General features: G+C 68.5%; 7 protein-coding genes. All 7 read right to left on the bottom strand.

Features of this window, described 5'->3' with window-relative positions; translation table 11 throughout:
- Window positions 1-164: 164 nt before the first annotated feature.
- Window positions 165-2,144 carry a biotin carboxylase N-terminal domain-containing protein gene (locus tag RMQ73_RS04760; RefSeq protein ID WP_310496914.1) on the bottom strand — a complete coding sequence of 660 codons (1,980 nt, stop codon included), beginning with the start codon at window positions 2,142-2,144 and terminating at the stop codon, window positions 165-167.
- Window positions 2,141-2,590 carry a hypothetical protein gene (locus RMQ73_RS04755; protein ID WP_310496913.1) on the bottom strand — a complete coding sequence of 150 codons (450 nt, stop codon included), beginning with the start codon at window positions 2,588-2,590 and terminating at the stop codon, window positions 2,141-2,143. Before RMQ73_RS04755 ends, RMQ73_RS04760 begins: the two co-directional genes overlap by 4 nt.
- 2 nt (window positions 2,591-2,592) lie before the next feature.
- Window positions 2,593-3,378: an enoyl-CoA hydratase-related protein gene (locus RMQ73_RS04750; RefSeq protein WP_310496912.1), complete on the bottom strand. Its 786-nt coding sequence runs from the start codon at window positions 3,376-3,378 to the stop codon at window positions 2,593-2,595.
- Window positions 3,379-3,380: 2 nt separating this feature from the next.
- Window positions 3,381-4,955, bottom strand: a complete 1,575-nt coding sequence (locus tag RMQ73_RS04745; RefSeq protein ID WP_409049834.1) for a carboxyl transferase domain-containing protein — start codon at window positions 4,953-4,955, stop codon at window positions 3,381-3,383.
- A gap of 18 nt (window positions 4,956-4,973) precedes the next feature.
- Window positions 4,974-5,639 carry an ATP-binding cassette domain-containing protein gene (locus RMQ73_RS04740; protein ID WP_310496911.1) on the bottom strand — a complete coding sequence of 222 codons (666 nt, stop codon included), beginning with the start codon at window positions 5,637-5,639 and terminating at the stop codon, window positions 4,974-4,976.
- 32 nt (window positions 5,640-5,671) lie between these two features.
- Window positions 5,672-6,607: an iron ABC transporter permease gene (locus RMQ73_RS04735; RefSeq protein WP_310496909.1), complete on the bottom strand. Its 936-nt coding sequence runs from the start codon at window positions 6,605-6,607 to the stop codon at window positions 5,672-5,674.
- Between the two features lie 8 nt (window positions 6,608-6,615).
- A partial coding sequence (locus RMQ73_RS04730; RefSeq protein ID WP_409049833.1) for an ABC transporter substrate-binding protein occupies window positions 6,616-7,255 on the bottom strand: 640 nt, incomplete at its 5' end.

Here is a 7,255-nt window from a genome sequence, read left to right as displayed (position 1 = left end):
ACGGAGCCATCGACCTCCTGTCCGCCTTTGGCATCACTAGCCTGGCGCTACCGGGCATCATCCTGGCCTGGCGCGAACAGCCTGCCGACGACACATTCTGAGCTTCCGGCCGGAAGGGCCCAGACCCGCGCGGCAGCCCCGCCGCCTGGGTCCGGCCACCCGTTTCAGGCAGTGATTTCCACCAGCAACATGCCATCGGCGATCTGGTCGCCCACGCCGACATGCACCGCCGTCACGGTGCCTGGCGCACGGGCCGTCAGCCGGTGCTCCATCTTCATGGCTTCCAGCACCAGCAGCCGGTCGCCCGCTTCGACGACCGCACCCGGCGCCACATCGACGGCGAGCACGCGGCCCGGCATCGGCGCCATCACCCGGCCATCTCCTGCGCCGCCGGCCACCGCCTTGCGCGGCGCGGTGCGGCTGATTTGCCAGCTCTGGCCGCCGCTGCGCACGTCGATGCGGTCATCGCCGACCACAACGACGCCTTGGCTGATCTGCCCGCCGATATCGACAACCAGCCCGTCACCGCCGCTGCGCCGTGCGCCCACTTCGCCGATGCCCGGCAGGCCGGCGACCCGCCAGCGCGCACCCATGGCCCGCAGCCCGATGACATGCGCCGCCTCGCCGTGCCACAGCCGCAACGTGCGTTTCTCGGGCAGGTTGATGCGAAAGGCGCGGCGCTGGAATATCGGCAAGTCTGCGGCACAAGGCGCACCGGGCATGGCCAGCGACAGCGCCGCCAGCAGCAACACATGCGCCGGCACATAGGCGGGCGGCGCCAGCTCATCGGCATGGCGGCCAATGAACCCGGTATCGACCTCGCCGGCCCGGAACGCGCCATGGTTTGCCAGCCGTGCCAGAAACGCCCGGTTGCACTTCAACCCTTCGACGATGGTGGCATCCAGTGCGCCGACCAGCCGGTCGATGGCTTCCTCGCGCGTCGCCCCCCAGGCGATGACCTTGGCGATCATCGGGTCATAGTCCAGCCCGATGCGACTGCCGGTTTCGACGCCGGTGTCGATGCGCACGCCATCACCGGTGCCAAACACCAGCCGCGACAGCGTGCCGGTGGCGGGCAGGAAACCCGAATCCGGGTCCTCGGCATACAGCCGCGCTTCCATGGCGTGGCCGCTGACCCGCAGCGCGTCTTGTGCCAGCGGCAGCGGCTCGCCGCGCGCGACACGCAGTTGCCACTCCACCAGATCTTGGCCCGTGATCAACTCGGTCACCGGATGCTCAACCTGCAGGCGCGTGTTCATCTCCATGAAGTAGAATGCCGGGTCGCCGTGCGCATCCACCGTATCCATGTCGAGGATGAACTCGACCGTGCCGGCGCCCTCATAGCCGATGGCCAGCGCGGCGGTGACGGCAGCCACGCCCAAAGTGTGGCGCAGCCGGTCGGACAGGCCGGGGGCAGGGGCTTCCTCGATGACCTTCTGGTGACGGCGTTGCAGCGAACAGTCGCGCTCGAACAGATGCACGGCATGGCCATGGGCATCGCCGAACACCTGCACCTCGACATGGCGCGGGCGAAGGATGAGCTTTTCCAGCAGCACATGGGCGTTGCCGAAACTGGTCTCGCCCTCGCGTTGCGCCGCGAGCAGCGCATCCTGAAATTCGGCCTCGCTGTGCACCGACCGCATGCCCTTGCCGCCGCCGCCGGCCACAGCCTTGATCAGCAGCGGAAACCCGACGGCCTGCGCGGCCTTTTGCAACCGCACCAGGCTCTGGTCATCGCCCTGATAGCCCGGCGTGATCGGCACGCCGGCCTTTTTCATCTCGGCCTTGGCGCTGTCCTTCAGGGCCATGACCCGCATGGCAGCCTCGGGCGGGCCAACGAAAGTCAGCCCGGCGGCGCGCACATCGCGGGCAAAATCGGCGTTTTCCGACAAGAAGCCATAGCCGGGGTGAATGGCATCGGCGCCTGTGCGCAAGGCTGCCGCGATGATGGCGGCGCCGTCCAGATAGGGACGGTTGCCGCCCAGCGCGACGGCCTGCCCGGCCTCACGCACGAAGGGCGATGCGGCGTCGGCGCCGCTGTGCACGGCAACGGTCGCAATGCCCATGGCGTGCGCCGAATGGATGACCCGCCGGGCAATTTCGCCGCGATTGGCGATCAGCAGCTTTTTCAGGGGTGTGCTCACAGGGTGCAACCTTGCGGGTCGGCGGTCCACGCCAGGCTGGTCAGCCTCCATGTGCCGGCAACCTTCATGAAACCAAAACTGTCGACGCCGCAGTGGATGCGCTTGCCGCCGATGTCGAGCGTGTAAGGCGCCCACACATGCGCAAAATCCCGCGTGATCGAGATGTTGCGCCCGAGCAGGCGTTCGTCGAAGGGCGCTGGGGTCTTGGCAAAGCTTTCGAGTATCTGCGCGCGGCTGACGGACCGCATCTGCGAGCTGCCATCGGCGGCAAATCTGATGGTCTGGATGACCAGGTCCGGCCCGGCAATCCGGTCAAAGGCGGCGGCATCGCGGGTGTTGATGGCTGCCATCACCGCATCGGTGGCGGCCAGCACTTCGGTTTCCGGGCTGGCCAGCGCCGGCGCGGCACACATCACGGCCAGCGCAGTCAAAACGAAGAGGTTCATTGTCATTCCTTCACCCAATTCGGTTTGCGCTTGCCCAGAAAGGCGCCAATGCCCTCGCGGCCTTCATCGCTGGCGCGGCGCGCGGCGATGCGTGCGGCGGTTTCGGCCCGGAGGATCAGCGAAATGTCGCGCCCCGCAAAATCCTGCACCAGCGCCTTGGCATCGGCGACCGCGCCCGGTGCAGCAGCGCCCAGATGCGCCAGCCAGCCGGCCACCACCGCGTCCGCCGCGTCCCTGTCGGCCGCAACTTCATGCACGAGGCCCATGTCCCGCGCCGCGTCCGCACCAAACGCCTCGGCGGTCAGGAACCAGCGCCGCGCCGCGCTGGCGCCGATCTTGGCCATGACAAAGGGCGAAATCGTTGCCGGTGTCAGGCCCAGCCGCACTTCGGAAAGCCTGAACTGCACGCCGCTGATCGCCACGACCATATCGGCGCACGCCGCCAGGCCCACGCCGCCGCCCGCGACATTGCCGTGCACAATGGCAATCACGGGCTTGGGACAATCATTGATCGCCGCCAGCATGTCCGACAGACGCTGCGCATCCTCGCGGTTCTGCGCCTGCGTATAACCGGCGGCGCGGCTCATCCAGTCCAGATCGGCGCCTGCACAGAACGACTTGCCCTTGCCCGACAGCACCACGGCGCGGACACCCGGCTCCACGCCCAGCGCGCCAAACGTCTCGGCCAATGCGGCAATCAACGCCTCGTCAAAGGCATTGTGACGCTGGGCCCGGTCCAGCGTGACATGGGCGACGCCATCGGCATCGATATGGGTTTCGAGTGCCATCGTCACATCCGGAACAAGCCGAAGCGCGTCTCGCCCACCGGCTTTTGCAGCGATGCCGCCAGGCTCAATGCCACGACGCTGCGGGTGTCTGCGGGGTCGATGATGCCATCGTCCCACAGGCGCGCGCTGGCGTAATAGGGGTTGCCCTGCGCCTCATATTGCGCACGGATTGGCGCCTTGAAGGCTTCCTCCTCCGCCGCCGACTTGAACCCGCCAGACTTGACCGTGGCCAGCACGCTGGCGGCCTGTTCGCCGCCCATCACCGATATGCGCGCGTTGGGCCACATCCACAGGAAATTGGGGCTGTAGGCCCGCCCGCACATGCCATAATTGCCGGCGCCGAAACTGCCGCCTGTCACCACGGTGATCTTGGGCACGGCAGCACATGCCACCGCCGTCACCAGCTTGGCGCCGTGCTTGGCGATGCCTTCATTCTCCACCCGGCGCCCGACCATGAAGCCGCTGATATTCTGCAGGAACAACAGCGGGATGCGGCGCTGGCAGGCCAATTCGATGAAATGCGCGCCTTTCTGGGCGCTTTCGCTGAACAAGATGCCGTTGTTGGCCAGAATCGCCACCGGATAGCCTTCGATATGGGCAAAGCCGGTGACCAGCGTCTCGCCATAACGCTGCTTGAATTCCTGCAATTCCGACCCATCGACGATGCGCGAAATCACCTCATGCACATCGACCGGGTGGCGCGTATCGAGCGGCGCCAATGCGCCCAGTTCCGACGGATCAAAGCGCGGTGGCCGGGGCGCTGCAGGCACAAAGGCCGCCGCCGCCGGGATTGTCGCCACGATGCGCCGCGCGATGGCCAGCGCATCGGCGTCATCCTCCGCCAGATGATCGGCGACGCCCGACAGGCGCGTATGCACATCGCCGCCGCCCAGATCCTCGGCGCTGACTTCCTCGCCGGTCGCGGCCTTCACCAGAGGCGGCCCACCCAGAAAAATCGTGCCCTGGCCGCGCACGATGATGGATTCGTCCGCCATCGCCGGCACATAGGCGCCGCCGGCGGTGCAACTGCCCATCACCACGGCAATCTGCGGGATGCCGGCGGCGCTCATGGTGGCCTGGTTGAAGAAAATCCGCCCGAAATGGTCGCGGTCGGGAAATACCTCGTCCTGCCGGGGCAAATTGGCACCGCCGCTATCGACCAGATAGATGCAGGGCAGGGCGTTTTGCGCTGCCACTTCCTGTGCGCGCAGATGTTTCTTCACCGTCAGGGGGTAATAGCTGCCGCCTTTCACCGTCGCGTCGTTGGCAACGATGACGCACAGCCGCCCCGACACCTGACCGACGCCGGCGATCATGCCGGCGGCCGGCACATCCTCGCCATAGACGTCATCGGCAGCAAATTGCCCGATTTCGAGAAACGCCGTGCCGGGATCGAGCAAGCCTTCGACCCGGTCCCTCGGCAGCAGCTTGCCGCGCGCGACATGCCGCTCCCGGCTCGATTGCGGCCCGCCCAGCGCGATGCGCGCGGCGCGTTCCCGCAATTCGGCGACCAGTTCGGCCATGGCGGCGGCATTGACGCGCGCCGAAGGGGGGAGGGGCTGGCCGATATGTGACATGTGCCAGCTATAGGCGCATCACGGCGCTTTCCTCAACCGTTCCCAGCCGTTTTGCCCGCGCACGACGCCAAACACATCGCCCAGCGCCGCATCGGCCAGCACCACCGCCGCCGGACCGTCCGCCACCACCGCGCCATCGGCCATCATCACCAGCCGGTCACAGCGCGCGGCCAGATCAAGATCGTGCATTGCAGCGATTACCCCAACCCCGCCGGCGGCCTGCCCGCGCAGCATCGCCATGACATCCAGCCGGTGCCCCGGATCAAGATTGGCCACCGGTTCATCAAGCAGCAGCCACGCCGGCCGCGCCGCCAGCGCCCGCGCCAGCAGCACGCGGGCACGTTCCCCGGTGGAGAGCGTATCGACGGCGCGATCGGCAAAACCCCCGGCATCGGTCAACGCCAGCGCGGCCATGCACGCCGTATCATCGCGCGCCGCGCCCGGCCCCAGCCCCAGTTGCACCAGATCGCGTGCCTTCAGCGGCCAGGCAACATCGCGGTCCGCCGGCAGCCAGCCGAGCCGGTGCGGATCAGCCCGCAGCGGCGCGCCGTCCAGCGTTACCACGCCCGGCCCGGCAGACAGGCCCGCAAGCGCACGCAGCAGCGTGGTCTTGCCGGCGCCATTGGGGCCAATGAGACCCGTCAGAGTGCCGGGCGAAAACGCGATATCGGTCGGGACCAGCATCGGACGACGGCAAAGAGCAATGGCGGCAAGGCTCATCGGCTGCGCACCACCAGCCACAAAAAGAACGGCGCGCCGGCCAGCGCCGTAAACACACCCAGCTTGATCTCCTGATCCGCCAGCGGCAGCCGCACCATTATGTCCGCCGCGCTCAACAGCGCTGCACCGGCCAGCGCCGAGGGCAGCAGCGCAGCGCCCGGCCGGCCGGCCACAAAAGGCCGCACCAGATGCGGCACGATCAGCCCGACAAAGCCGATGCTGCCCGCTGCCGCCACCGCCGCGCCGGTCATGACGCCGACCGCGATGATGACTGTCCAGCGCAGCCGCGCCACATCGACACCGAGGCTGGCCGCCACATCCTCGCCCAGCGCCAGCGTATCGAGCCGGCCGCGCTGCGCCGCCAGCACGGCGCCCGCCGCCAGCATCACCGGCGCGGTCATCAGCAATTGCGGCAGCGATCGGTCGGCCAGACTACCCATCAGCCAGAACATCACATCATAAAGCGCATAGGGCGACGGCGCGAGGCTGAGCGCCAGGTTGACCGATGCGCCGGCCAGCGCGCTGATGGCAACGCCCGCCAGAATCAAGGTCGCGGTGCCGGCGCCGCGCCCGGCCAGCGCCACCAGCAGCGCCAGCGCCAGCATCGCCCCGCCGATGCCGCCGATTTCCATGGCCACCACGCCGCCGCCCAGGAAATAACCGGCAATGACCGCGCCCAGCGCCGCGCCCGTCGATGGCCCCAGCACATCGGGCGACGCCAACGGGTTGCGCAGCAGCGCCTGCATGGCCGCGCCGCCGATGCCCAGCCCGCCGCCGATGAGCAGGCCGAGCAACGTGCGCGGCAACCGCAGTTCGAACATGATGGTGCGCGCCAGGTCGGGCGCGCGCGCCGACAGCGCCAGCAATTCGCCCGGCGCCCACAACAGCGACACCGCCGCCAGCAGCGCCGTCACGACAGCCAAGAATACCATCAGCCGTGTCATTGCCGCAGGCCAGTGATTTCATCGGCCACCGAAGGCCCGCCGCAAATCCATACCCGGCCATCGGTTTGCCGCCGCGCCGTGCTGGCCGGCAGGCGCCGCAACGCCGGGTGCGCCAGCCATGCCGCCTGCGAGGAATAACTGCCGGGGTGATAGCGTGTCGTCAGAAGCACTTGCGGCGGATTGCTCAGAAGTCGTTCCAGGCTGATGCGGCCCTGCGGCACGTCCTGCAACGCCAGCCCGGCGCCGCGCAGCCATGCCGCCGTCAGGCCGGTGCTTGACGGCGTGTTGCCGCCGCCGCCGACCATCAGCGCGCTGACGGTTTTTGGCGGCCCAACCAGCGCTGCGTCCATACGGGCCACCAGCGCGGCACCGGCCGGCACACGGCCCAGCGCGCTGGCCACCGCGCGGATATTGCGGCGCACCCCGGCCAAATCACGCGGTTCGGGCAGTTCCAGCACCGTCATCCCCAGCCGCCGCGCCGTCAGCGCCGCTGCCGGATCGCCGCGCGACGTGACGACCAGATCAGGCGCCATCGCCGCCACATCGGTGACACGGCCGCTGTTGCGGTGCAGGCCGCGTGCGCGGGCCGCAACGGCGCTTTCGCGCGGGTCGGCGCCCCGCCGGCTGACCGCCACG

This window comes from Sandarakinorhabdus sp. (assembly GCF_031430775.1).
Taxonomy (GTDB): domain Bacteria; phylum Pseudomonadota; class Alphaproteobacteria; order Sphingomonadales; family Sphingomonadaceae; genus Sandarakinorhabdus.
Note: the sequence above shows the minus strand (reverse complement) of the source record. Positions and strands in the feature narration are given on the sequence as shown.

What these genes read in the sequence shown, in the direction of transcription:
- RMQ73_RS04755 (WP_310496913.1), bottom strand. Translation starts at nt 2,590, where the DNA reads ATGAACCTCTTCGTTTTGACTGCGCTGGCCGTGATGTGTGCCGCGCCG.
- RMQ73_RS04750 (WP_310496912.1), bottom strand. Translation starts at nt 3,378, where the DNA reads ATGGCACTCGAAACCCATATCGATGCCGATGGCGTCGCCCATGTCACG.
- RMQ73_RS04745 (WP_409049834.1), bottom strand. Translation starts at nt 4,955, where the DNA reads ATGTCACATATCGGCCAGCCCCTCCCCCCTTCGGCGCGCGTCAATGCC.
- RMQ73_RS04740 (WP_310496911.1), bottom strand. Translation starts at nt 5,639, where the DNA reads ATGCTGGTCCCGACCGATATCGCGTTTTCGCCCGGCACTCTGACGGGT.
- RMQ73_RS04735 (WP_310496909.1), bottom strand. Translation starts at nt 6,607, where the DNA reads ATGGTATTCTTGGCTGTCGTGACGGCGCTGCTGGCGGCGGTGTCGCTG.